Here is a 25,246-nt window from a genome sequence, read left to right on the forward strand (position 1 = left end):
TAATTAAATCTTAGCTCTAAACTTTTTACATCACCCACATGAAACCTTTTTTAAACGAAAATTTTCTTTTACAGAACGGAACAGCAGAAAAACTATACCACGATTTTGCAAAACCTTTGCCCATTATAGATTATCACAACCATTTAATTCCCGAACAAATTGCCAATAATACCCAGTTTGAGAACATTACGCAAGTTTGGCTGTATGGAGACCACTACAAATGGCGAGCAATGCGCACCAATGGAATTAATGAAAAATACATTACAGGAGACGCAAGCGACGAGGAAAAGTTTATAAAATGGGCAGAAACCGTACCTTATACGCTTAGAAATCCACTCTATCATTGGACACATTTAGAGCTTCAACGTTATTTTGGTATTGATGATTTGCTTTCTGAAAAGACAGCAAGCAAAATTTACGAACAATGTTCATCAAAGCTACAAACGCAAGAATTTTCGGTTAGAGGACTACTTTCCAAAATGAACGTAGAAACAGTTTGTACAACAGACAATCCCTTAGACTCGCTAAACTTTCATCAACAAGTTGCCAAAGAAGGTATTGAATTTAAAATGTTGCCTGCTTTTAGACCAGATAAAGCCATGAATAGCGACGATGTGAAGACGCTAAATGAATATATAAACAAGTTAGAAGGGGTTGTAAATAAAAGCATTAGCTCGTTTGCAGATTATTTAAGTGCGTTAAAATCGAGGCATGATTATTTTGCAGAAAATGGATGTTCGGTTTCAGACCATGGTTTAGAGCAAATTTATGCAGAGGACTATAGCGAGCAAGAAGTGGCTGTAATTTTCGATAAAATTAGGAGTAAAAAAGACATTTCGCACCTAGAGAATTTGAAGTTTAAATCTGCCATGCTCGTTCATTTTGCACAATGGAACCACGAAAAGGGCTGGGTACAGCAATTCCATTTGGGCGCTTTGCGTAATAACAATGCCAGAATGTTGCGGCAGTTGGGTCCAGATACAGGCTGGGATTCTATCGGCGACTTTAGCCAAGCAAAAATGCTTTCCAAGTTTTTAAACAAGCTTGATAACGAAGATAAATTAAGCAAAACAATTATTTACAACCTTAATCCCGCTGATAATGAGATGATTGCTACCATGATTGGGAATTATAACGACGGAACAGTTGCCGGTAAAGTGCAATACGGAGCCGCATGGTGGTTTTTAGATCAAAAAGATGGCATGACAAAGCAACTAAACACGTTGTCTAATATGGGTTTAGTGAGCAGAATGGTCGGTATGTTAACCGATTCTAGGAGTTTTCTGTCCTTTCCACGACACGAATATTTTAGAAGAATTGTTTGTAATTTGTTTGGGGAGGACGTAGAAAATGGAGAATTGCCGAATAACATGGAGTGGATTGGCAAAATAGTGCAAGACATTTCCTATTTTAATGCCAAAAATTATTTTAAATTTTAATTCTGTAAATTTAGCGTGCGCATTTTGATGCTAAAAAAAGGAAATCAATTTTATTATTGATTCATCGCAATCGCGCCGATTTAACATAAAAATGAGCGACCAAATACCACTCGTAGCAAAACAAGGTGAAAAAGTTTTAAGTTTTGGAGAAATATTGCTACGTATTTGTCCAGATTTGCAAGGCAATTGGTTAAAAGAAAATAAATTGCCTTTTTACATCGGCGGAGCAGAACTTAATGTTGCTACGGCATTGGCTCTATGGAATGTGCCTTCTGCGTATTTATCGGCCATGCCAGATAATGCCATCACTAGAGAAATAGAGCAAGAGTTAAAAGACAAGCAGATTGATACTTCGGCCATGCTTTTTGAGGGAGATCGTTTGGGGCTATACTATCTTCCCAAAGGAAATGACTTAAAACACGCAGGTGTAATTTACGATCGGGCAAATTCGTCGTATGCCGAGTTAGCTGTTGGACAAATTAATTGGGATGAAGTTTTTAAAGGCATAACCTGGTTTCATTTTAGTGCGATTTGTCCAGCAATAAATCAATCTCTTGCAGATGTATGTTTGGAAGCGCTAAAGGCCGCAAAGGAGAGAAATATTAGTGTTTCCCTAGATCTAAACTATAGAAGTAAACTTTGGAAATACAAAAAAGCCCCAATTGACGTAATGCCCGAACTTGCGAATTATTGCGATTTGATTATGGGCAACGTTTGGGCGGCTCATAGCATGCTGGGCATCCCATTGCATCCACACTTAGAAAAAAGCCAAGAATACGACAACGAAATTTTACTCCAGCAGGCTATGGATACCTCTAAAGCCATACTTGCTAAATTTAAAAGTTGTAAAGCTGTGGCAAACACGTTTAGATTCGACCATGGCGCGGGGATAAAATATTACACCACACTGTATACAGAAGACCAATTAACAGTATCTCCCGAATATGTTTCGGACGATATTTTGGATAAGGTTGGGAGCGGAGACTGCTTTATGGCGGGTTTAATTTTCGGGTTTTACAATAAACTAACCATTAAAGAAATACTTTCTTTTGCTACCGCAGCAGCATTTGATAAATTATATATTGCTAGCGATGCCACCACAAGTACTGTCGACGACATTAAAGCAAGAATGAAAAGAGATGATGAGTAACAAACATAAAATATTAGATGCCATTTTAGTTCAGGGCATGCTGCCACTATTTTATAATGACAGCGAAATGGTTAGTATTGAACTGATGCGTACGCTTTACAAAGCTGGCGTTCGGGTATTCGAGTATACCAACCGAGGTAAAGCCGCTTTGCCAAATTTTAAGAAATTGGTAGAAGTAAGAAATGCAGAAATGCCAGATTTATATCTTGGCATAGGTACCATAAAGACCATCACAGATGCCCATGCATTTATAGATGCCGGAACAGATTTTGTCGTAGCTCCGATTGTAAATCCTAAGGTTGCAAAAATTGCGAATAAAATCGGCATGTTGTGGATTCCGGGCTGTATGACACCCACTGAAATAAGTGTAGCGCAAGAAAACAAAGCCATGCTGATCAAAATTTTTCCTGCCAATATCTTAGGTCCGGAGTTTCTATCGTCCATTAAAGATTTGTTTGCAGGCCAACTCTTCATGCCAACAGGTGGCGTAGAAATCAACGCAGATAACCTTAAAACTTGGTTTGAAGCAGGCGTTTGCGCAGTAGGCATGGGAAGTAAATTAATTAGTAAAGAAGTGATGGCAGAAGGGCTCTATGAGGAGCTTTTTAAAAATACGCAACTTGCTTTAGCACTCATTAACGAAAGTAAATAATACCTCCAAAAAAATCTAACCAAATGAAAAAAACTAAAATGACCAATTACAGGTGGACCATCTGTTTCATCCTCTTTGCGGCCACTACTATAAATTACCTCGATCGGCAAGTACTTTCCCTTACTTGGAAAGATTTTATTGCTCCTGAGTTTCATTGGGATAACAACGATTACGGCAACATTACTGCATTATTTTCTATTTTCTACGCCATATCTTTGTTGTTTGCCGGTAGGTTGGTAGATAAATTGGATACTAAGAAAGGCTTTTTATGGGCCATTGGTGTTTGGTCTGTTGGTGCTTGTTTACACGCTTTTTGTGGTATCGCAACCGCTGGTTATATTACCGGAGACTGGTTTTTAAATTTCGAACTCGCAAAAGAAACCATTCGTGCAGTCAACAACACGGGTTTGGTTATTAATGTAAGTGTTGTATTGTTTATTTTTGCTCGCTTAGTATTGGCCATTGGAGAGGCCGGAAACTTTCCGGCTGCAATTAAAGCCACGGCAGAGTATTTTCCAAAAAAAGACAGGGCTTTTTCTACCAGTATTTTCAATGCCGGAGCAACGGTTGGTGCCTTGGCAGCGCCTATTTCCATTCCATTTATTGCAAAAGCTTATGGTTGGGAAATGTCTTTCCTCATAATTGGCGCCCTTGGTTTTATTTGGATGGGCTTTTGGGTGTTTATTTATAAAAAACCGCATGTGCACCCAAAGGTAAATACCGAAGAGTTAGATTACATTCAACAAGATTTGGCTTACGACAGAACTTTGGAAGACTATGTAGAAGAAACTGAAGCGAAGGTTTCTTTTGTAGAGTGTTTTAAGCACCGCCAAACCTGGGCTTTTGCATTTGGCAAATTCATGACGGATGGTGTTTGGTGGTTCTTCCTGTTCTGGACACCCGCATATCTGAGCGACGTATATGGAATGGATTCAACACAAAGCGCATTTCCATTATTCATTTTATACTCCCTTACACTTTTATCTATTGTAGGGGGTTGGTTACCGACCTATTTTGTAGAGAAAAAAGGAATGAATCCTTATCAGGGAAAAATGCGGGCGATGCTTATTTTTGCCTTTTTCCCTTTGTTAGCATTGCTGGCACAGCCCTTAGGACACATTAGCTACTGGCTTCCTGTAATCATAATAGGTATTGCCGGCGCCGCACACCAAGCATGGTCGGCCAATATTTTCTCTACCGTTGGCGATATGTTTCCTAAAAAAGCAATTGCGACCATTGTTGGTATTGGAGGTATGGCTGGCGGAATTGCAGGCTTTATTATAAACAAAGGTTCTGGCATGCTGTTCGATTATACTGGGCAAAACCACATCGTTTTTATGGGCTTTAAAGGCGAAGCGGCAGGATACTTCATTGTATTTTCTATCTGTTCTGTTTGTTACCTTATAGGTTGGGTGGTTATGAAAGCGTTGGTGCCAAAATATAAACCAGTAATTTTTAAATAGTGGCCGCGTAATTGGCCCTGAAAATAGTTTTGGTTGTTTTAGGTTTCGTGAATTATAGTCAGATTTAGCTATTGCAATTATTTGTAATTAGCTATAAGTTAGCTTTATAAAAATCAGGTTTTTGGTATCATCAATACTGTCCGGTCTATAATTTTAGCTAGGTAGTATCCATTTTGTTGATTGTCTAAATCTGTGTAGAACTAAAGTTTTATAAATATTCATTTAACGAAGTTTGAAATATTTTTATCTAAAATCAAGCTGTTAAAAATGATTTCAAAAAAGAAGCCTAGTAAACCAATCGAAATTCTTGTTTGAAAAATTTTTCAAAACCGTATGGTTTGTCTCTCCAGAAAACCAATTCTGATTTCAACATGCTAATCAACCAACATTATCAACTTTCCGCATAAGTAAATTGTTAAAAATTAAATTGTGTAAAACTTATTTACATTTGTGTTGTTAAACATACAGATGGAAGATTTACTAAAACTCGAAAGTCAACTTTGTTTCCCCGCTTACGCTTTTTCAAGAAAGCTAACAAGTTTATATAGACCGTTGTTGTCGGCAATAAACCTCACTTACCCACAATATTTGGTAATGCTTGTGTTATGGGAGGAAAGGGAGTGCACGGTGAATCAGTTAGGGGAGAAGTTAGATTTAGATAGTGGGACACTTACTCCCTTGTTAAAGAGACTCGAACAAAAGGGCTTTGTTGACAGGAAGAGAAGTCGTGCCGATGAACGCGTAGTAATTATTACACTAACGGAAGCTGGCAATCAACTTAAGCAAGGGGCAAAAGAGATTCCGAAAAAATTAGTAAAATGTTTAGATGTCTCTATGGACGAACTTCTTCATCTTAAAGGCATCTTAAACAAAATTTTGAACAAATAATATGCAAACCTCAAAAATACAAAACGTTGCTAGAATAATTTTAGGGCTATTTTTAGCCTTCGCCGGAGTGAGTCATCTTACTTTTAATCGGGAAGAATTTGCAGCGCAGGTACCAAAGTGGTTGCCGCTCGGATCTGATTTTACGGTTATAGCATCCGGTATGGTAGAGATAAGCCTTGGGTTGGCACTTATATTTTGGGTTAGGAAGAAAAAATGGGTCGGACTTGCTGCTGCGATATTTTTTGTGCTAGTTTTCCCCGGAAACATTGCGCAATATGTTAACAAAGTCGATGCTTTTGGACTAAACACAGATAAATTAAGGCTAATCCGTTTGTTTTTTCAGCCAGTTTTAATTATTTGGGCCTTATGGAGTACCAACGCCCTAAAAAGAAGAAAAATTAATTAATAATAATCATAAAAATAATAAGCACATGAAAATTTTGTTTGTAGTTACCTCACACGATAAATTAGGCGATACCGGTAAAAAAACTGGTTTTTGGGTAGAAGAGTTCGCCGCACCCTTTTATAAGTTTCAAGATGCAGGTTATGAAGTAACCGTTGCCACGCCAAAAGGCGGCCAAGCGCCAATTGATCCATCTAGCGAAGCAAAATCTGCACAAACCAGCGCTACAGAGCGCTATTATAAAGATCAAAAAGTTCAGGAGATTATTGCAAACACAAAGCAATTGTCTAGCGTAAATGCCGCAGATTTTGATGCTGTTTTCTTTCCTGGTGGTCATGGTCCACTTTGGGATTTGGCCAACGATGCCGATTCTGCCAAGTTGATCTTAGATTTTTACAACAGTGGAAAGATTGTGGGCGCAGTTTGTCATGCTCCAGGTGTTTTCAAAAATGTAAAGTTAGAAAACGGAGAACCATTTGTAAAAGGGAAAAATGTAACCGGTTTTTCTAATACCGAAGAAGCGGCCGTACAGTTAACAGACGTAGTGCCTTTTTTGGTGGAAACAGAACTGAAAAGTTTAGGTGGCCACTATAGCAAAACCGAAGATTGGGGCTTACATATAGTGGAAGATGGTTTGTTGATCACCGGACAGAACCCTGCTTCCTCTGAAAGTGTTGCCGAAAAAATGATTTCGCGCCTGAAGTGAGTATTTCAAAAGGTCGCTTAGAAAAACTCTAAGCGATTTTCACTCAACAGAAGTTAACAATCGGCTAATAAATTTCAGCACTATTTTGGGACTTATAAATTTAATGTGCTGAACATTTATAGTAAAATATCATCAATAACAATCAGAAAATAAAGATGTCACTAATAGAATCATTGAAGTGGAGACATGCCGTAAAAGCATACGATCCAACAAAGAAAGTAAGCGAAGAAGATTTAGATAAAATTGTAGAAGCTGCTCGTTTAGCTCCCACATCTTCTGGATTGCAGCAGTATCGTATTTTAATAGTTGCTAATCAAGAGATTAAAGAAAAGCTTTCGCCAAGTGTATTAAATGCCGAGGTAATGAGAGATTGTTCTCATGTATTGGTTTTTGCGGCTTGGGATCGTTATACCGAAGAAAGGATAGATGCTATTTACAACCGCACTACAGACGAGCGAGATTTGCCCCGGGGTAGGTTTAACAGCTATACAGATAAAATAAAGGAAATCTATCTTAAAGAAACGGCAGATGAAAACTTTGTGCATACCGCCCGCCAGTCTTATATTGGGTTTGCAATGGCTATTGCAGAAGCGGCAGAGTTGAAAGTAGACACTACACCTGCAGAAGGTTTTGACAGTGCGCTTGTGGATGAACTTTTGGAATTAAAAGCCAAAGGTTTAAAAAGTGTAACCTTGCTGTATTTAGGCTACCGCGATACAGAAAAAGATTGGTTATCAACCATGAAAAAAGTGAGAAATCCTACCGATGAGTTTGTGATTGAATATAAGTAGGTAAGAAGCGACGCTATAAAATTGGTTTTCTCAACCAATCGTGTTTAAACAGGATTAAGCTGCACATGCTGCTTATCCTGTTTTATTTAAAAAAAGGTATTGCTACTCTTAAAGTTAAATATTAGTTGGTTTTAAAGCAGGCCTATGCCATACGAACAATTTCTGTGAGAGGTAAATTACCTCATTTTATCAGACGTGTTGTTTTTATGGACAGAAGAACGATTTGTTAAAAAATTGGTACAATCTGGCTTTTTATATAGGCGGTTAAATGCTATGTTTGTAATTAACATAAACCTTATCATCTTCTCAGTTTGATATATGCATTAAAATGGGGTAACGAAAAGAACCAACTAGTAAAACTTTGGCATCTTTTGTAATGATGTATATTCCTACCAAAATCGGCTAAATCTCCAACAACAACATCGCTAAATAAATTATCTGACCATGATTATCACTAAAAAATATTTCTCAGTTCTTTTGTGTTTAACCTTTTTCTCAAGTTTTCTTTCAGCACAGCAGAAAGCAAAAAGAGGCGATGGTTTTTATAAAAAAGAAATGCAGTCGCTTCAGGCTGCAATTAATAAAAACTTCTACAACCAGGCCTCGGGGTATTACAAAATAGTGATAGATTCTACTCAGTGGGAAGTTAAAAACGGTTTTCTTAGAAAGTACACCTATTTCTGGGCACATTGTGCATTATACCAAGCGGCGAACGAGATAGAAAAACTAGAACCGAAAGACGAGTTGATGGCTAGCATAGAAAAGCAACTTACCTATTATTACGATACTGCCGCACCCGCACCAGGCTACTCTGACTATATCATGAAATTAAAACCTGGAGAGCGTTATTACGATGACAATCAGTGGATAGGAATAACCGCTTTAAATGCTTACGCCCGTACAAATCAGAAAAAAGACCTCGAACTTGGAAAGGCAATGTATAATTTTATGATGACTGGCCATGACCAAGTTTTAGGCGGCGGATTGTACTGGAAAGAAGGTTCAACAAGCTCTAAAAACACCTGCTCTAACGGCCCTGGCGTGTTGGTAGCATTGCAATTGTATCGGGCTACCAAGAACAAAGCCTACCTTGACACAGCGTTGAAAATATTTGACTGGACAAACGAGAAATTGCAGGCTCCCAATAAACTGTATTACGACAATATAAAAACAGCTGATGGCAAAGTTGATGGGCCAATTTTATCTTACAATACCGGCACTATGCTAGAATCTAACGTGTATTTGTATGAAATAACAAAAGATAAAAAATATTTAACAGAAGCAAATGCCATAGCAGATAGTTCGCTTACATTTTTTTATGGCCGTGATAAATTTAGAGACGGTTATTGGTTTAATGCAGTATTGTTGAGGGCTTATCAGCATTTATTAAAATATAACAAAGACACAAAATACGTTATGGGTTTTAAAAAATGCCTTGATAATGCTCTACAAAATGAAAAAAACAACCAAGGAGTGTTTACTGGAAAAGACGGTGTACAAAATTTGGTAGAACAGGGAGGAATGCTAGAAATACTTGCGCGTTTTGCTTGGTTGGAAAAAAATAATAATTTAGCAAGCACCAAGCGTTAGCGTCTTTAGACTTAAAGAAAATATTGTTAAAAAAGTATAAGCTGTTGTTGTTTTTGTCTTCAGCAGTTGTTTTGAAAGCCTAGAAAAGCACCAATATTTAGCTGATATAATCCCAACAGCCGACTAATTAGCAATTACTATTGTATTAATTATGATGGTGGGTAGATGTAAAATAAATAATCAATCATAATTTTTTAAAATTCGATAAGTGTTAGTGAAAAAAATAGTGCGCAGCTTCTTCTTTCTTTTTCTAGTTTTATTAACTACTTCTACTTTCTCGAAATCATTGCACCGTAAGCATAAAGGCAGATTTCAGGCAGTTAAACCTACGATTTCCAAAGCACTATTTGGCGAACTAGATGGTCAGAAAATTTATAAATACACCCTTAAAAATAGCCGGGGCATGTTGGTAAAAGTAATCAACTATGGTGCTGCGATAATAGATATAGAAACACCCGATAGAAATGGCGAAATGGGTAGCGTTGTGCTCGGGTTCGATTCGCTCAAGTCGTATACCGGGAAGCAAAACCAATTGCTCGGTTCTGCAGTAGGTCGTGTGGCCAACCGTATTTTTAATGGAAAATTTACGCTCGATGGAAGGGAATTTCAACTAACTTCGAACATACACGGCGGCAAGCTCGGGTTTGACAGAAAAATTTGGAATATTGAGGAAGTTCCCGGCAAAAAGCAGGTGGCTTTAAAGGTAACTTATTTTAGTAAAGATGGCGAGGAAGGTTTTCCGGGAAACTTACACGTAACTATAACTTATACGCTTACCAACGATAATCAATTGAGCATAGATTATGCTGCTACAACTGATAAAGCCACGCCCGTTGTCCTTACCAATCATAGTTACTTTAATCTTTCTGGCGGTAAAAACGACAAAGTTTTGAATACAGAGTTGAGTATTAATGCTGATAAATACCTACAGGCTGACAAAGACGCAATGCCATCTGGTAAATTGCTAGATGTAAAAGGAACGCCTTATGATTTTACTAGCGCAAAGCAAATAGGCAGAGACATTTTAAAAAATGATGAACAACTAATTTTCGGCCAAGGCTATGACCTCACGTTTGCATTGCGCAATAAAACAGGTAAGTTAGCATTGGCAGCTTCTGCTTTCGAACCTTTGAGCGGAAGAACGCTGCAGGTTTATACCACCGAGCCCGGACTGGTATTCTATACGGCCAATTATCTAAATGAAAAAATAATTGGACGAGGAGGTAAGCCGTTGGCAAAAAATGGAGCGTTTTGTCTAGAAACACAACATTATCCAGATTCGCCAAACAAGCCAGAATTTCCGAATACAATTTTAAGGCCTGGAGAAAAATTTAGTTCGCAAACAGTATTTAAATTTGGAGTGAGGAAATAACATCTAATCTTTGCGAGCTATTTTATGCTGGTTTCCAGTTTTATTCATTTTAATTAATAATTCGAAATGTTATCGAATATTACTCAATACGCTCGTTTAATTTAGTTTTACATGCACCACTTCTCCTGCTTCATTAACCTCTACAATTTCCTTAATTAAATCTTGATTGTAATTGGTATAATTTTGATTCTGATAGTAGTCTGCCCTATCTCCGTAATTGTCATAGCCACTACCTGTATATTGTTGATAAGTGCCACTTCGGGTCCAATTGATGATACCTTCGATGTAATATTTACCCGGCTTCATATTTGGGAAGGTAAATTCTCCTGAGCTATTCGTAACCGCTTCCAATCTATACTTAAAGGCTTTTGGCGACATAAAAGCAAATTTTAGTTTTTTGGGATTTTCTTTTTTCTTCAAATCCAAAAACTCATTAAAATAAGAATTAACGGGGAAAAGTTTAATTAATATTTTATTTGCATAGAGTTTCTTACCTGGTAAGTTAAAAGACATGTGGTTTTTTGGTCTTATAAAAGCCACTCCTTTAATGGTTGCCGTGCCTTTGCCAAGTTCGCTTTTGGCCAAATTTACATCGAAGGGTCTTTTAGGCATCAAATAAGTGGTGTCATTTCTTTCTGGTTGCACATATCTTTGCGCAAAGGTAGGTTCTGCGAAAAAAACACAGATTACTAAAGAAATAAACAGGACGGTATTAATTCGTTTATTCATTTTAAGTTTTATTAACGTTTTAAGGACGGGTGGATTAACGTGACAAATCATTTTTTTACTAAAGTATAGAATTCAATTTGATCAGGAATTATTTTTTTAATTTTTTTTGGTTAAATCCTGTCTTACTCGATTAATTGAAGGATGAGATTTTAACAATTTTAGGTAATCATTGTAAATTCTAAAAAGAAAAAATTCTTCAGGCCTCTCAGATAAAAAAAAATAGAGGAAGGTGCGAAAACGGAAGCTTTTGAACTAAAGAAATCCGGCATGACATTTTATATAGCTCATAAGATTTTAAAAGAAAATTTGTTGGAGACTTTTTTCAGGTTTATATTTTTTATGTGCTTCAAGTTTGGGTTAACGTAAAATCGTTAATCTGCCAGAAATAGGGCCGCACTAAGCGCTGATTTTTAATATGTAAAAATATACTCCGTTTGGCAAATCAACACCCTTTACTTTTCCATCAAATGGGGTTTGATAATTTAGAGACTCGAAAACCAACGCGCCAAGCCGATTAAAAATTTTACCGAAATATTTGGATAATTTCCGATATCTTTTAATATCAAGATGTCGTTTATTCCATCTCCATTTGGTCAAATAGTATTTGGGATGTTATACAAGTTGAAGCCAATTTTAACCTTTACTTCTTTTCTGGAACTCTCACAATCGCCTGTAAACTGGGTAATACACAAACTTTTCTTTTTGTCTGTAGTGATGTTGGAGCGCCCGGATTTTTGATCATCTAACGGAATAGAATTTTCAAAATCATCGTACAAGCGATATCCAAATTCAGAAGAAGGGTTGTTGATAATTAATATCGCAGCGCCTGGCGCACAAATTTTTAAGTCATTTGCAAAGGGCTGTGCAATAGCTTTAGAGTTTTCTTTAATTAGAAATGTATATGTTTTTTGGCAACCAACGCCATCCTCAACGTTTAGTTCGTATCTGCCAGATTTCATCATGGAAATATTCTTGTCTGTTATAAAAATCTGACCTTTTTCGTTAGTCCATTTCTGAAAACCTAGTTTTTGGTAAAACATCCCCATTCTTGCAAGATTGTTATAATACTCATTTTTACATTTTGGTAATAGTACTTTTCTGACTGGATAAAACATGTGCTGCCTCCAAGTTTCTCGGCTAAAAACCATTTTTCAAGCAGTCTTCCAATTCTACCGTTGCCATCGCTAAATGGCTATAAAAACCAAATGGAGATTACTTGTGTTTCACATAGCTTTGCAATTCCATTTGCTAACCCTCAATTTTAGAATAAGACATTACAGAAATAGAGGTGTAAAAAGTAAAACTTTGCGGTTCTAACACCATTTGTTTAACCTTTCCAAGCGATTTCTCGATATCAAAATCAAGAAACGATTTTCAGGTATCAAACCATTAATCTGTTGTTAACTCTTTCATTTTTACTAATTAAAAACAAACCCAAAAAAGCCCCATTTTTCAATGAGGCTTTTAAGTACTATTTATTTGCTCCAACTACGCATCAATCTTTGCATACTTAGCATTACGCTCTATAAACTCTCTACGTGGTGCAACTTCATCGCCCATTAACATAGAAAAAGTATGATCGCACTCTGCGGCATTTTCTATGGTTGCTTGCAATAAAGTACGCGTTGCAGGATTTAAGGTAGTATCCCAAAGTTGTTCTGCGTTCATTTCTCCCAAACCTTTATACCGCTGAATGTGCACACTTTCTTCTTTACCTGCGCCCTTTAATCTTTGTACCGCAGCATCACGTTCCTTGTCATTCCAGCAATATTCGAAATCCTTACCTTTTTTTACTTGGTACAATGGCGGAGACGCAATATACACGTATCCGGCTTCTATTAGCGCACGCATGTAGCGATAGAAAAATGTTAAAATAAGCGTGGTAATGTGCGAACCATCAATATCCGCATCCGTCATGATTACGATTTTATGATAGCGTAGTTTTGCAATGTTCAAGCCTTTGGCATCCTCATCTGTACCTATGCTTACTCCTAAAGCTGTGAACATATTCTTTATCTCGTCATTTTCATAAATTTTATGCTCCATGGCTTTTTCCACATTCAGAATTTTACCCTTCAAAGGTAAAATGGCTTGAATGTTTCTATCTCGTCCTTGTTTAGCTGTTCCACCAGCCGAATCTCCCTCAACCAAATAAATTTCGCATTTTACGGGGTCGCTGTCAGAGCAATCGGCTAATTTTCCAGGAAGTCCAGAACCGCCCATTACACTTTTACGCTGCACCATTTCTCTGGCTTTGCGGGCGGCTGCACGTGCGGTAGCGGCTAAAATTACTTTACTGATGATCATCCGAGCTTCCTTAGGATTCTCCTCCAAGTAAGCTCCAAGTGCCTCTCCAACAGCTATATCGACTGCGCCAGATACCTCACTATTACCGAGTTTGGTTTTAGTTTGACCCTCAAACTGTGGCTCCTGAACTTTTACAGAAACAACAGCAGTAAGACCTTCACGAAAGTCATCGCCCGTAATTTCCATTTTCAGGTTTTTTAACATCCCAGACTTATCTGCATAAGATTTTAGTGTACGTGTTAAACCTCTTCTAAAACCGGCGATATGCGTTCCACCTTCGTGTGTATTAATGTTATTTACGTAAGAGTGGACATTTTCCGCATAACTGTCGTTGTATTGGAAAGCCAATTCTACGGGAACACCATTTTTAATTCCATCTATGTAGATTGGCTCGGGTAAAAATGACGCTCGAGTTCCGTCTAAAAAGCTAACAAACTCCTTTAGTCCGCCTTCAGAATGAAAGATTTCTTTTGGAAATTCTCCTTCAACCTCAGGGTCGCGCTCATCAGTGAGACTTAGCGTAATACCTTTATTTAGAAACGCAAGTTCGCGTAATCTTCCCGCAAGGGTATCATACTTATATTCTGTGGTCTGGGTAAAAATGGTATCGTCTGGTGTAAAGGTTACAATAGTACCGCGTTTGTCTGTTAAGCCTATCTCTTTTACGTCATAAAGTGGCTTACCAATGTTGTATTCTTGCAACCAAATTTTGCCTTCTCTATGCACCTCTGCACGTAAATGTGTAGAAAGCGCGTTTACACAACTTACCCCAACACCGTGCAAACCGCCAGAAACTTTATAAGTGTCTTTGTCAAATTTACCACCTGCGTGTAAAACCGTCATTACGATTTCTAATGCTGATTTTTTTTCTTTTTTAGTAATTCCTGTTGGAATACCACGGCCATTGTCTTCAACTCTTATAGAATTGTCTTTTAAGATGACAACATCAATGGTATCTGCATGGCCAGCCAAAGCCTCATCTATAGAGTTATCTACAACCTCATAAACCAAATGGTGCAAACCTTTAACGCCCGTGTCTCCAATATACATCGAAGGGCGCTTACGCACCGCTTCTAAACCTTCTAAAACCTGTATATTATCTGCCGAATAATTTGACTTTGATTCTTGTTCTTCGCTCATTTGTTAATTAAAAACTATAAGTATCAAAAATACGCAAAATATGCCATTTTACCCAATGTGTTGGTAAGTTTCGGCCATATTGAATAACGCTTTCTTTAAGCGTTAAAAGTCCTCTCGTTTTAGAAATGGGCGCTTAAATCTGTTATTTTTGATTGATCTCTTTAAACTTAATAAAGTGTTGACTAGCAATTACTAAAACTCTGCATTTTTCGGAAACCTTGGGAAAGCAATTACGTCTCTAATATTGGTCATACCGGTTACGAAAAGCACTAAACGCTCGAAACCTAAGCCAAAGCCAGCATGTGGCGCTGTACCGAATCTGCGTGTATCTAAATACCACGAGAGTTCTTCTTCTGAGATGTCCATTTCTTGCATTCTCTGTGTTAGTTTATCCAACCGTTCTTCTCTTTGCGCCCCACCAATCATTTCACCAATGCCTGGAAACAAAATATCCATTGCGGCAACGGTTTTTCTACCTTCAGCATCAGGTTCGTTCTGCCTCATGTAAAATGCTTTGATATTTGCAGGATAATCCGTTAGAATTACCGGCTTTTTAAAATGCTTCTCAACCAAATACCTTTCGTGCTCACTCTGCAAATCTGCACCCCATTCATCTATCAAGTATTTAAATTGCTTTTTCTGGTTTGGTTTAGATGATCTTAAAATCGCTATCGCTTCGGTGTAGGTTAACCGCTCAAAATCGTTGTCTAAACAGAACTGAAGCTTGTCTAATAAATTGAGTTCCGAACGCTCGTTTTGAGGCTTCTGCTTTTCTTCCTCCAACAACCGGTTGTTTAGAAAGGCTAATTCCTCCTCGCAGTTTTCTTTAGCATAGCTGATGACGTATTTCATCATGTCTTCTGCCAGCTGCATATTGTCATCTAAATCTGCGAAAGCAATCTCTGGTTCAATCATCCAAAACTCTGCAAGGTGACGTGTTGTATTGCTATTCTCTGCCCTAAAAGTAGGGCCAAAGGTATAGATCTGCCCAAAAGCCATTGCGGCAAGTTCTCCTTCCAACTGACCAGATACTGTTAAATTAGTGGCACGAGCGAAAAAATCCTCAGAAAAATCGACCTTTCCATCTTCGGTACGTGGGGTATGATCAAAGTCTAATGTGGTAACTTTAAACATCTCGCCTGCACCTTCTGCATCACTTGCCGTGATGATAGGCGTATGCATCAACACAAATCCTCTGTCGTTAAAAAACTTATTAATAGCAAACGATAACGCATGCCGAACTTTAAAAACTGCATTAAACGTATTGGTTCTAAAGCGAAGGTGTGCAATTTCTCTCAAAAACTCTAAACTATGTTTTTTAGGTTGTAGAGGAAACTTCTCTGCGTTGCTATCACCCAAAATTTCTAGCTCATTTACTTTAATTTCTACCGTTTGCCCTTTGCCCAGAGATGCAATCAAGGTTCCGGTTGCAGAGATGGCCGCTCCGGTAGTTATTCGTTTAACGGTACTTTCTGGAAGTGAATCTAGTGCGATAACCAATTGAATATTAGAAAGACAAGACCCATCATTTAAAGCAATGAATCGGTTATTGCGAAAGGTTTTTACCCAACCCATAACGGTAACTGTAGCATCTAATTCTCTACTACTTAATAAATCTTTAATTTTTCTTCGCTTCAACATGTTTTCTTTTATTTGCCGACAAAAGTACAAATCAACAATGATAACTAGAAAAGAGATTAAAACAGAAAAGTTTAATCATTGCCTACTTAACCGTTTTTAGCAGCAAAACTCCATGCGGTGGGATATTTGAATTCGCCACACCTGTTAACTTTCCTATGTCCTTTTGTCTCCAAACATCCCTACAATCAACATCTTTAGCAATGTTCATTTTATCTAAGTCGATAGGAACGGTTTGGTAATGTTCTGAAAGGTTAAAAATTCCAATTGCTTTTGTCCCGTCGCTCAGGTCTTTAATCCATATTTGGTAAGTTGGCGTTTTAACCACCTGTCTTGCAGCCAATCCAAGTTCGTCTTGGTTTATAGCGAGAACTTCATCGTTGGTTAAAAGATTTAGCGTAAAGTTATCTAGCTGACCCATGTCGCAACCTATAAGTAGTGGTGCGGCTTGCATAGACCATAAACTAATGTGGGTATATTGCTCATCGGGTGTTAAACGAGTATTATGCAGGTTTGGACCCCAGCCCACTTTGCCAACCACCAACATATCTGGATCGTTAAAATGTCCAGGTTCGGCATACTTTACCACGTTTTCTTGGTTAAAGCCTATACCAGACATGCTTTGCCAAGAGTCGTTAATGTCGCCTGTTGTGCGCCAACTGTTCGCGCCTATGCTCGCGCCCCATTTCCAAACATCTCCCATGCCATATTGGCAAAGGCTGTAAATAATATCTCTTTTTGCGATATTTAATTCCCTGCGCATCACTTCATAAGGCTTCTTGAGTTCTGCCAAATTTGGATTGTTCGGCGCAATATCGCCGTAAGAACACCAGTCGTATTTTAAGTAGTCGATTCCCCAAGCCGCATAGGTTTGAGCGTCTTGCATTTCGTGTTGATAACTCCCCAAGTAGCCTCCACAAGTTTTTGGTCCGGGCGAGGAGTAAATCCCAATCTTTAAACCGAGTGCATGTACGCTGTCGGCCAGTGCCTTCATATCTGGAAACTTTTCATTCGCTACTATTTCGCCATTTGCGGCACGAGTTTCTGCTTCCCAACCATCGTCTATGTTAATGTAACTCCAGCCGTGTCTGCTCAATTTATCAGCCATTTGCTTGGCAGAAATCATTACTTTTTCAGAACTCACACTCAATCCCCATGCATTCCAGCTGTTCCAACCGAGCGTAGGAGTAAGACCAATTAGATTGCCCACTTTAATTTTTAAAGTTTTCGCTGCCGAGCCGAGTTCGTTTTTAACGGATAATTTAACAGCATATTCGCCATCTTTTGGAGTCTTCCCAGTAATAATTCCCGTTTTTTCGTCTAAAGTTAATCCAGTTGGTAAATCTGTTGCGCCATAGGTAAGCGGTTGCTTACCTGTTGCTGGTATCTTGTATAAAAAATCGTTACCAGAGGTAGCTCCATAATCCGAAGCACCGTTTACTTTTGGTTGCAAACTTACCTTTGGAGTTAAAATATACGGCGTGAAGATGGTTGATGTTAATGCCTTTCCAGAGGTTGATTCTCTAAATGTATAGGTTAGTGCATAAGATTTTGCCATAGGCATATTTTCTTTGAAAGTAAAAGTAAACGGCTTGCTTTTGGAGGTTTGTACAGAAACGAATCGCTCTGCATATTTTCTGCGAGTTTCTGGGTCTTTAAAACTTATAGAAAGCTGCCCTCTGTAGGTTTTATTAGAAAGTGGGATAATTTTTATGGTTTGAGAGAAATTATTGCTTCCGGTTAACACCATATCTCCTCCAGTATCTATTTTGAGTTCATCGGTTACGTCAATCATGCGTATCGAAAAATCGCTGCCTGTTATGCCCCCGGCACCGCCGCTATCATAAACACGTACTGCCAATAGGTTTTCTTTTTCCCAATTTAGCGCAGGATTGTTTACCGATATTTTATAGATTCTCCTGCCGTATCTTCCCTGCTTAATGTCATCGCCGCCGCCATTTCCGTTTATACCAATCGGCTGGCCATTTAGGTAAACCTCATCACCATCATCTACATCACCCAAACTCAACATTAAACTGTCTTTTAAGAATGATTTTTGCTTAATTGCCGAGGGCAGTAGAAAATGTACCCGATACCAGCCAAAGCCATCGTAATTGGCGTGCCCCTGCATTTCCCAACTTTCCCCAACTGCAATGTTTTGCCAGTTTGAATCATCGAATGTTGAGGTTTTATAAATGCTGCTATCTCCTGTTGTAAACTTCCAACTGTTTGAAAGATGGATGGTTTGAGCATGCGTATTTAAAATAAATGCTGTAAAAACGAGCATAACGGTCAAAAATTTTCTCATGTTTTTTTCTTAAATGCGCCCTAAGGTAAGGAAAAAAAATACTTTTTTTAATTGCCATTTCTCCATCATGCTAGCGCTGGTTTCTCTAAAAGTCTAGTAAGAATTTAAGTAAGTTAGAGTTTTTTCTTTAAACTATTTTTACGCAATTGTTGATAAATACCTGACAAGCTTCGGTGCTAAATTCCCTATTTTTGAAATCCATTTTTTATCTTCTTCTGGAGAGATTACCCAATAGCTATGTACCTAATTTTTGATACCGAAACAACCGGATTGCCCCGTAATTATAATGCCCCAATCTCTGATGTAGAGAATTGGCCCCGTTGTATCCAAATTGCTTGGCAGTTACATGATGAGATGGGCAGGTTAATATCTCACGAGGATTATCTAATTAAACCCGTAGGTTTTAACATTCCTTACGATGCAGAAAGGGTACACGGTATTTCTACTGAATTAGCAGAAGAGCAGGGAATATCTATAGAGGATATGCTGGAGAAATTTCAGCTTGTGCTTTCAAAAACCAAATTTATTGTTGGCCAGAATTTAGGCTTCGACGTAAATATTATGGGCGCTGAGTTTTTTCGACTTGGCGTTTCCCAAAGCTTAGCAGAATTACCACTGCTAGATACTTGTACAGAAATAACCGCGAGCTTATTAAAACTGCCAGGCGGTAGAGGCGGTAAGTTTAAATTACCAACACTTACCGAATTACATCAATATTTGTTTGGCAGTCCATTTAATGAGGCACATAACGCTACAGCGGATGTTGAAGCGACTGCAAAGTGTTTTTTTGAATTGCTAAGAAACGGTGGTTTCTCAAAAGAGCAATTATTGGTCGATGCTGAATATTTTCCGAAGTTTAAAGAGGTAAATCCAAGCCAAATCAAAAACTTTGGCATTAAGCACTTCAATTTAAAAAGCGCTTCTGAGGAAATAAGGAAGCGTTTGCAAAAAAGTGAAGGTACAGGAATCTCTAAACAAGACATTGCAGAGAACAAACAAGAATTGGTTTCGGCAGAGTTTGCTCATCTTCATAACCATACACAGTTTTCTGTGTTGCAAAGTACCATAAGCATTGGCGATTTAATTAAAGCAGCAGCCGATTTAAAAATGCCAGCCGTTGCCATTACCGACCATGCAAACATGATGGGGGCTTTTCATTTTGTTGCCCAAACTTTAAACCACAACAAAGCGGCAGAAGAAAAGAATGCAGCTTTGTTAGCAGAGGGGCAGAAAGCGACAGAAACCATCGTAAAACCAATTGTAGGTGTAGAATTTTTTGTTTGTAATGACCATTTAGATAGAAGCCATAAAGACGATGGCTACCAAATGGTATTTTTGGCTAAGAACAAAAAGGGATACCACAATTTGGCCAAAATGTCGTCTATTGCGTACACAAAAGGCTTTTATTATGTACCCAGAATAGACAGGAAAATTGTCGAGGCCTACAAAAATGACATCATTGTTCTTTCGGGAAACTTATATGGAGAAATCTCCAACAAGCTCTTAAACCTTGGTGAAAAGCAAGCAGAAGAAGCTTTGCAATGGTGGAAACAGACTTTTAATGAAGATTTTTATGTTGAGGTAATGCGTCATCATCAAGAAGATGAAGACAGGATTAACCAAGACCTCGTCTCGCTAGCAAAAAAACACCAAGTAAAATTGGTTGCTACAAATAACACGTATTATATTAATAAAAAGGATGCCAACGCACACGATATTTTACTTTGTGTAAAAGATGGCGAAAAGCAAGGCACACCGATAGGCAGAGGTCGTGGTTTTAGATTTGGATTGCCAAACCAAGAGTATTATTTTAAATCGGCAGAAGAGATGAAAAACCTTTTTGCAGATTTGCCCGAGGCAATTTTTAACATCAAAGAAATTGTAGATAAGATTGAAGCCTATAAATTAGCAAGAGAGGTTTTGCTGCCCAAGTTTGATATTCCGGAAGAGTTTTTGGTGGTTGAAGACGAGGCAGATGCAGGAAAAAGAGGAGAGAATAAATTTTTAAGCCACTTAACGTATGAAGGAGCGGCCAGAAGATACGATGCAATTACCGATGAAATTAAAGATCGACTTGATTTCGAATTGGCAACTATAGAGAAGACCGGTTACCCGGGATATTTCTTAATTGTACAAGATTTTATTGCCGAAGCGCGGCGCAGAGATGTGTCTGTTGGGCCGGGCAGGGGTTCTGCAGCAGGCTCTGTAGTGGCTTATTGCCTTGGCATAACCAACATAGATCCCCTTAAATACGATTTGCTTTTTGAGCGTTTTCTAAATCCAGATCGTGTGTCTATGCCCGATATAGATATAGATTTTGATGACGAGGGCAGAGGCCGGGTAATGGATTATGTAATCAATAAGTATGGTTCCAGTCAGGTGGCGCAGATCATTACCTACGGTACCATGGCTGCAAAATCTTCCATTAGAGATACGGCAAGGGTGTTGGATTTGCCTCTTTTTGAAGCTGATAAGATTGCCAAGCTCATTCCTAACATGAAGCTTGCAAAAATATTTACGTTAGATGAAAAGCAGTTAAAGGCCGCACTTCGTGCCGATGAATATGAAAAGGTGGTCGAGCTGAAGTCGCTTCTGTTAAAAAAAGATTTAAGCGCAGAAACACTTACACAAGCTCAAATTTTAGAGGGTTCGCTTAGAAATACCGGCATCCATGCCTGCGGAGTAATCATCACACCAAGTGACATTACCGATTTTGTGCCTGTTGCTACTGCAAAAGATTCTGATTTGTATGTCACCCAGTTTGACAACTCGGTAGTAGAAAGTGCAGGTTTGCTAAAGATGGATTTTCTTGGTCTTAAAACACTTACTTTGATTAAAGACACCGTTAAATTGGTAAAGAAAAGACATGATATTCTGCTAGACCCAGATGCTTTTCCAATTGATGATTTACTTACTTACGAGCTTTTTCAACGGGGAGAAACCATTGGGATTTTTCAGTATGAAAGTCCGGGGATGCAGAAATACATGAAGGAATTGAAGCCTACGGTTTTTGATGATCTGATTGCAATGAATGCGCTGTATAGACCTGGGCCGATGGAATATATCCCAAGTTTTGTACGTAGAAAAAATGGCGAGGAACCCATTAAATATGATTTGGATGCTTGCGAAGAATTTTTAAAAGAAACCTATGGCATTACTGTTTATCAAGAACAGGTAATGCTTTTGTCTCAAAAATTGGCAGACTTTACCAAGGGCGAGGCCGATGTGTTGCGTAAGGCAATGGGTAAAAAGCAAAAAGCTGTTTTGGATAAGATGAAGCCAAAATTCATCGCGCAAGCTGAACAAAAAGGCCATGCAAAAGATGCTTTGGAGAAAATTTGGAAAGATTGGGAGGCATTTGCAGCTTATGCTTTTAATAAATCTCACTCCACATGCTACGCTTGGATCGCTTATCAAACCGCTTATTTAAAAGCACATTATCCGGCAGAATACATGGCCGCAGTATTAAGCAACAACATGAGCGACATAAAGCAAGTGGCATTTTTTATGGAAGAATGCAGGCAAATGGGCGTTGTGGTACTTGGGCCAGACGTGAATGAAAGTGATCTTAAATTCTCGGTAAATGCCAAGGGCGAGGTTCGTTTTGGCATGTCGGCGGTTAAGGGCGTTGGTGAAAAGGCGGTGGAAAGCATTGTAGAAGAGCGTGCTAAGAATGGCAGTTTTGCTAGCGTGTACGATTTTGCAAAACGATCTAATACTCGGGTAGTGAATAAAAAGGCTTACGAAAGTTTTGTTTATAGTGGGGCTTTAGATGCATTTGGAGGGCACAGGGCGCAGTATTTTTACATCGGCCCTAATGATAAAATGAATGGCATAGAGAAAATAATTAAATATGCCAATGATTTTCAAGCGAACGAAAGCACCTCTCAAGCCTCGCTTTTTGGTGGATCAAAAGCCGATATGATTTTAGAACCAAGCTTGCCGGTATCGCCAGAATGGGCGCTTATAGACCGCTTAAAATATGAGAAAGATGCCATCGGGATATTTCTATCCGGACATCCGTTAGATAATTATAAATTAGAACTCGAATTATTTTGCACGCACACGGTAAAAAACCTCTCTACCATTAACAAAGTGCGTATGGGTGATACCAATGAGGAAGTTTTGGCCGATTTTGAACCGCTAAAAAATCGAGATATCTGCGTTGGCGGCCTTGTGGTTGCTGCCGCGCAACGTGTTACTAAAAATGGCAAACCTTTCGGTACTTTCGTTTTTGAAGATTTTAACGACAGTTGCGAGTTGGCGCTGTTTGGCGAAGATTTTATTAAATTTAAGTCGTTTTTAACCGAAGGGTATTTTTTACAAATACGTGGAAGGGTAGGCGAGCGATTTGGCAAGGCTGGCGATTGGGAATTTAAGATTGGTTCTATCGCGTTGCTTTCTGATTTGCGAGATAAATTGGCGAAATGCATTACCATACAAGTTCCGCTAGATAAGGTAGATGATGTGCTGATGGAAGAAATACAGATTTTAGTGGACGACAACAAGGCAAGTACAGAACATCAAAATTGCGCACTTAATTTTTTGGTTTTCGATAAAGAAAAAAATATAAGAGTAGAATTGCCCTCTAAAAGCATTAAAATTAACCCGACAAATAAATTCTTAGAACAATTGAAGGGTTTACATGTTGTGAATTATAAATTAAACTAAGATTAAGGGTTAAAAGAGTTTAAAGATATTTTATTTGAAACTCCTTACACGATATTGAATCAGTGTAAAGAAAGAGTGTAATCCCTCAAACAAATGTCAAATTGGCATAGAAGGTGCGTTGGCATTACTATTGAATAAGTACATTTGAATACTAAAAAATAAATTATGGCATTAGAAATCACAGATGCAAACTTCGAGGAAGTTGTATTAAAATCAGATAAACCAGTATTGGTAGATTTTTGGGCAGAATGGTGTGGCCCTTGTCGCATGGTTGGCCCAATAGTAGAAGAGATAGCTAAAGACTTTGATGGTCAGGCAATTGTGGGTAAGGTAAACGTAGATAACAATCCACAAATTTCGATGCAATTTGGCATTAGAAACATTCCAGCTTTATTGTTTTTTAAAGGTGGAGAAGTGGTAGACAAACAAGTAGGAGCAGTGCCTAAATCGGTTTTAGCAGAAAAGCTCAACAAACAATTGGCCTAGTTTTTAGGTTTAACTGTTATATAATTTACGCCCAGCTCGATATGATCTAGCTGGGCTTTTTTCTGATAATTCTTTAATAAATAATTATGAACTATTTATCCAAAATTAATTCAACAATAGGTTTCTTTTCTATTGCGCTATTGGTTAACGCTGCTTCGGTAAACTTGGCCTGTGCCCAAAATCCTGTAGAAACTAAGCCTACAACGGCAGACTTTAAGCCTGCATTTGATGGGCAAACTCGTGCAAAAGGCGTTAAAACAACAACTCCTATCAAGATTGAGGTAATAAATAGTTCTCTACAATCCCCTTGGGGGCTTTCTATTATGCCCGATGGTAGGTTTTTGATCTCTCAAAAACATGGTACGATGGTTATTTTGGAAGCAGACGGAACAACTTCGAAAACCATAGAGGGTTTACCAGAAGTAAATGCAGAGGGACAAGGCGGATTGCTTGACAATACATTAGACCCAAACTTCGCAAAAAATAGAATGGTTTATTGGACCTTTTCCGAGCCGCAAGATGATGGAACTATTTTGTTGGCGGTTGTTAAAGGAAAATTATCTGACGATGAAACTTCTATCGAGGACCAAAAAATAATCTATCGTGCAACGCCATCTTATAAAGGTAAACTACAATACGGCTCTAGAATTGTGTTTGATAAAAATGGAAATTTATTTGTGAGTACTGGTGAACGCTCAGGTGCAGATATTCGCGTGCAAGCGCAACAACTAGATTCTTCTCTTGGTAAGGTCGTTCACATCACGCCCGATGGAAAAGCGGTGCCAAACGGCCCTTTTGCAGGTAAGGCGAATGCAAGACCAGAGATTTATGCTTATGGTTTTCGTAATCCCGATGGGTTCGCCATCAACCCGCAAACAGGCGATTTATGGGAAGCCGAATTTGGCCCAAAAGGAGGCGATGAGGTAAACATTATAAAGCCAGGTAAAAACTATGGTTGGCCGGTAATTACCTACGGAACAGAATATAGCGGTAAAATGGTTGGTGATGGCATCACTCAAAAAGCCGGAATGGAGCAACCTATTTATTACTGGAACCCCAGCATTTCGCCAGGTTGCATGGCCTTTTACGAAAGTGACAAGATTCCAGAATGGAAAGGAAATCTTTTTATGGGTGCGCTCGGCGGTCAGCATATTGCGCGTTTGCTGATTAAAAATAATAAAGTGGTGGGAGAAGAACGTTTGTTGGCGGATAAAGGCGAGCGTTTTAGAGATATGGCGCAAGGGAAAGATGGAGCACTTTACACCGTAACCGATGGCGGAAAGCTGTATAAAATTTCAAAAAAATAAAAATTCAAGTAAATACTTTTAGCCTCCTTGCAGAAATGTAAGGAGTTTTTTTTGCCCCAATTTTTTTCCTTTTCTAATTAAACGCTTGTCTGCCCTGCGTTTGGAGATAAATATAGTTTATGAGTTTATAATGTCCAACGTTTGTATTAAATCTCTCGATTAGTCCCTGCCGACCCCCGATAAATAGAAAAAAGATGTTTCTCGTG

At 38.5% G+C, this 25,246-nt stretch carries 19 protein-coding genes; 13 read left to right on the forward strand and 6 right to left on the reverse strand.

Annotation, left to right across the window (positions count from 1 at the left end; translation table 11 throughout):
- Positions 1-38: 38 nt before the first annotated feature.
- The 10 genes from uxaC (at position 39) to ABIB40_RS01270 (ending at position 10,454) form a co-directional block, all read left to right on the forward strand.
- Positions 39-1,439, forward strand: a complete 1,401-nt coding sequence (gene uxaC, locus ABIB40_RS01225) for a glucuronate isomerase (protein ID WP_354355122.1) — start codon at positions 39-41, stop codon at positions 1,437-1,439.
- A gap of 91 nt (positions 1,440-1,530) precedes the next feature.
- On the forward strand, positions 1,531-2,589 hold the full coding sequence (locus tag ABIB40_RS01230) for a PfkB family carbohydrate kinase (protein WP_354355124.1): 1,059 nt from the start codon (positions 1,531-1,533) through the stop codon (positions 2,587-2,589).
- The gene (locus ABIB40_RS01235; protein ID WP_354355126.1) at positions 2,579-3,241 is read left to right on the forward strand and encodes a bifunctional 4-hydroxy-2-oxoglutarate aldolase/2-dehydro-3-deoxy-phosphogluconate aldolase; all 663 of its coding nucleotides are present in this window, start codon (positions 2,579-2,581) and stop codon (positions 3,239-3,241) included. The genes ABIB40_RS01230 and ABIB40_RS01235 overlap by 11 nt, the downstream gene beginning before the upstream one ends.
- 23 nt (positions 3,242-3,264) lie before the next feature.
- Positions 3,265-4,704, forward strand: coding sequence for an MFS transporter (locus tag ABIB40_RS01240; protein ID WP_354355128.1), 1,440 nt, complete (start codon positions 3,265-3,267; stop codon positions 4,702-4,704).
- Positions 4,705-5,172: 468 nt separating this feature from the next.
- Positions 5,173-5,592, forward strand: a complete 420-nt coding sequence (locus tag ABIB40_RS01245) for a MarR family winged helix-turn-helix transcriptional regulator (protein WP_354355130.1) — start codon at positions 5,173-5,175, stop codon at positions 5,590-5,592.
- Position 5,593: 1 nt separating this feature from the next.
- Complete coding sequence (locus ABIB40_RS01250) at positions 5,594-5,998, forward strand: DoxX family protein (protein ID WP_354355132.1); 405 nt, start codon at positions 5,594-5,596, stop codon at positions 5,996-5,998.
- 25 nt (positions 5,999-6,023) lie between these two features.
- Entirely contained in the window at positions 6,024-6,701 is a 678-nt protein-coding gene (locus ABIB40_RS01255; RefSeq protein ID WP_354355134.1) for a type 1 glutamine amidotransferase domain-containing protein, read from the forward strand.
- Between the two features lie 155 nt (positions 6,702-6,856).
- Complete coding sequence (locus ABIB40_RS01260; protein ID WP_354355135.1) at positions 6,857-7,492, forward strand: nitroreductase family protein; 636 nt, start codon at positions 6,857-6,859, stop codon at positions 7,490-7,492.
- Positions 7,493-7,936: 444 nt separating this feature from the next.
- Positions 7,937-9,082 (forward strand): glycoside hydrolase family 76 protein, encoded by a 1,146-nt coding sequence (locus ABIB40_RS01265; RefSeq protein ID WP_354355137.1) that lies wholly within the window; start codon positions 7,937-7,939, stop codon positions 9,080-9,082.
- A 214-nt stretch (positions 9,083-9,296) separates the two neighbouring features.
- Positions 9,297-10,454, forward strand: coding sequence for an aldose epimerase family protein (locus ABIB40_RS01270; protein ID WP_354355139.1), 1,158 nt, complete (start codon positions 9,297-9,299; stop codon positions 10,452-10,454).
- Between the two features lie 96 nt (positions 10,455-10,550).
- On the opposite strand, the gene ABIB40_RS01275 is transcribed toward ABIB40_RS01270, so the two are convergent.
- The 6 genes from ABIB40_RS01275 to ABIB40_RS01300 all read right to left on the reverse strand — a co-directional run bounded on the left by ABIB40_RS01275 (position 10,551) and on the right by ABIB40_RS01300 (position 18,576).
- Positions 10,551-11,183, reverse strand: coding sequence for a hypothetical protein (locus ABIB40_RS01275; protein ID WP_354355141.1), 633 nt, complete (start codon positions 11,181-11,183; stop codon positions 10,551-10,553).
- A gap of 396 nt (positions 11,184-11,579) precedes the next feature.
- The gene (locus ABIB40_RS01280; protein ID WP_354355143.1) at positions 11,580-11,780 is read right to left on the reverse strand and encodes a T9SS type B sorting domain-containing protein; all 201 of its coding nucleotides are present in this window, start codon (positions 11,778-11,780) and stop codon (positions 11,580-11,582) included.
- Positions 11,777-12,298 carry a hypothetical protein gene (locus tag ABIB40_RS01285; RefSeq protein WP_354355145.1) on the reverse strand — a complete coding sequence of 174 codons (522 nt, stop codon included), beginning with the start codon at positions 12,296-12,298 and terminating at the stop codon, positions 11,777-11,779. The genes ABIB40_RS01280 and ABIB40_RS01285 overlap by 4 nt, the downstream gene beginning before the upstream one ends.
- Before the next feature lie 373 nt (positions 12,299-12,671).
- On the reverse strand, positions 12,672-14,630 hold the full coding sequence (gyrB, locus tag ABIB40_RS01290) for a DNA topoisomerase (ATP-hydrolyzing) subunit B (protein ID WP_354355147.1): 1,959 nt from the start codon (positions 14,628-14,630) through the stop codon (positions 12,672-12,674).
- A gap of 192 nt (positions 14,631-14,822) precedes the next feature.
- A complete protein-coding gene (gene asnS / locus ABIB40_RS01295) occupies positions 14,823-16,271 on the reverse strand; it encodes an asparagine--tRNA ligase (RefSeq protein ID WP_354355149.1) in 1,449 nt (482 codons plus the stop codon).
- Positions 16,272-16,353: 82 nt separating this feature from the next.
- Positions 16,354-18,576: a putative Ig domain-containing protein gene (locus ABIB40_RS01300; protein ID WP_354355151.1), complete on the reverse strand. Its 2,223-nt coding sequence runs from the start codon at positions 18,574-18,576 to the stop codon at positions 16,354-16,356.
- A gap of 237 nt (positions 18,577-18,813) precedes the next feature.
- Between ABIB40_RS01300 and dnaE the strand changes: the two genes are divergently transcribed.
- The 3 genes from dnaE (at position 18,814) to ABIB40_RS01315 (ending at position 25,040) form a co-directional block, all read left to right on the forward strand.
- The gene (dnaE, locus tag ABIB40_RS01305; protein ID WP_354355153.1) at positions 18,814-23,247 is read left to right on the forward strand and encodes a DNA polymerase III subunit alpha; all 4,434 of its coding nucleotides are present in this window, start codon (positions 18,814-18,816) and stop codon (positions 23,245-23,247) included.
- Between the two features lie 165 nt (positions 23,248-23,412).
- A complete protein-coding gene (gene trxA / locus ABIB40_RS01310) occupies positions 23,413-23,733 on the forward strand; it encodes a thioredoxin (protein ID WP_354355155.1) in 321 nt (106 codons plus the stop codon).
- An 86-nt stretch (positions 23,734-23,819) separates the two neighbouring features.
- Positions 23,820-25,040: a PQQ-dependent sugar dehydrogenase gene (locus tag ABIB40_RS01315; protein ID WP_354355157.1), complete on the forward strand. Its 1,221-nt coding sequence runs from the start codon at positions 23,820-23,822 to the stop codon at positions 25,038-25,040.
- Positions 25,041-25,246: the final 206 nt, after the last annotated feature.

The organism is Pedobacter sp. UYP30, assembly GCF_040547165.1.
Lineage (GTDB): Bacteria > Bacteroidota > Bacteroidia > Sphingobacteriales > Sphingobacteriaceae > Pedobacter.